1 protein-coding gene is annotated in these 1417 nt (G+C 72.8%); it reads left to right on the top strand.

Annotation, left to right across the window (positions count from 1 at the left end; translation table 11 throughout):
- A partial coding sequence (locus tag APM_RS09765; RefSeq protein ID WP_007423205.1) for a GspE/PulE family protein occupies positions 1 to 1304 on the top strand: 1304 nt, incomplete at its 5' end.
- Positions 1305 to 1417: the final 113 nt, after the last annotated feature.

The following is a 1417-nucleotide window of genomic DNA, read 5'->3' as shown; positions in this document are numbered from 1 at the left end:
TGGCGGCGGCCACCGGCTGCGCGGTGCGCCGCGCCGTCGCCGTGCCGATCGACCTCGATGCCGCGCTCGACCGGCTCTACCCCGATCCCGGCGAGACGGCGGCGGCCGAGGCGGTGGCCGAGGAGGCGGCGCCGAGCGAGGCGGATGCCGAACGCCTGCGCGATCTCGCCAGCGAGGCGCCGGTGATCCGCCTGGTCAACCAGCTCATCGCCCGCGCGGTCGAAACCCGCGCGTCGGACATCCATATCGAGCCCGAGGAAGACCGCCTGCGCGTCCGCTACCGTCACGACGGCGCGCTGGTCGAGGCGGAAACCCACCCGGCGGCGATGGCGCCGGCCATCGTCTCGCGGGTCAAGATCATGGCGCGGCTCGACATCGGCGAGCGCCGCCTGCCGCAGGATGGCCGCATCCGCCTGCCGGTGCGCGGCCACGAGGTCGATTTCCGCGTCTCCTCGATCCCGACGATGCATGGCGAGACCATCGCCATCCGCGTGCTCGACCGCAGCGCGATGACCTTCGAGTTCGGCGCGCTCGGCCTCGACCCCGCCATCGTCGCCGCCTTCCGCGCCGCACTCGCGGCACCCAACGGCATCGTGCTCGTCACCGGCCCGACCGGCAGCGGCAAGACGACGACGCTCTACACCGCCCTGCTCGGCCTCGACCGCGCCAGCCGCAAGATCGTCACCATCGAGGACCCGATCGAATACCGCCTCGCCGGCATCAGCCAGAGCCAGGTCAAGCCGCAGATCGGACTGGATTTCGCCCAGCTCCTCCGCGCCATCCTCCGGCAGGACCCGAACGTGATCATGGTCGGCGAGATCCGCGACCTCGAAACCGCGCAGATCGCCGCCCGCGCCGCGCTGACCGGCCATCTCGTGCTCTCGACGCTGCACACCAATTCGGCGGTCGCGACCATGACCCGCCTGCGCGACATGGGGCTCGAACCCTATCTCGTCGCCTCGGTGCTGCGCGGCGTGCTTGCCCAGCGGCTGATCCGCCGGCTCTGCCCCGCCTGCCGGCGAACCGCGCCGGCAAGCCCGGCCGAGGCGGCGCAACTCGGCATCGCTGCCGGCACGCCGCTCAACCACCCCGCCGGCTGCCCCGAATGCCGCAACACCGGCTATCGCGGCCGCATGGCAATCGCCGAATTCCTCACTCCCACCGCCGAGCTTGCCGCCCATCTCGCCGCCGGCGCCGGCGAGGCGGAGCTGGCCCGCGTCGCCGGCCTGCGCAGCCTGGCGGACGCCGCGCGCGATGCGGTGCTGGCCGGCGAAACCTCGCTCGCCGAATGCCTGCTCGCATGATGACGCGCGATCATGCCTGATTTCGTCTTCCGCGTGATCGACCGCGCCGGCGCCCCCGCCCGCCTCGCCATCGACGCGGCGAGCGAGGCCGAGGCGATCGAGACGATCAAGCG

The organism is Acidiphilium sp. PM (assembly GCF_000219295.1).
Classification (GTDB): Bacteria; Pseudomonadota; Alphaproteobacteria; order Acetobacterales; family Acetobacteraceae; genus Acidiphilium; species Acidiphilium multivorum.
The sequence above is the reverse complement of the archived record's forward strand: the minus strand, read 5'-3'. Positions and strand labels throughout refer to the sequence as shown.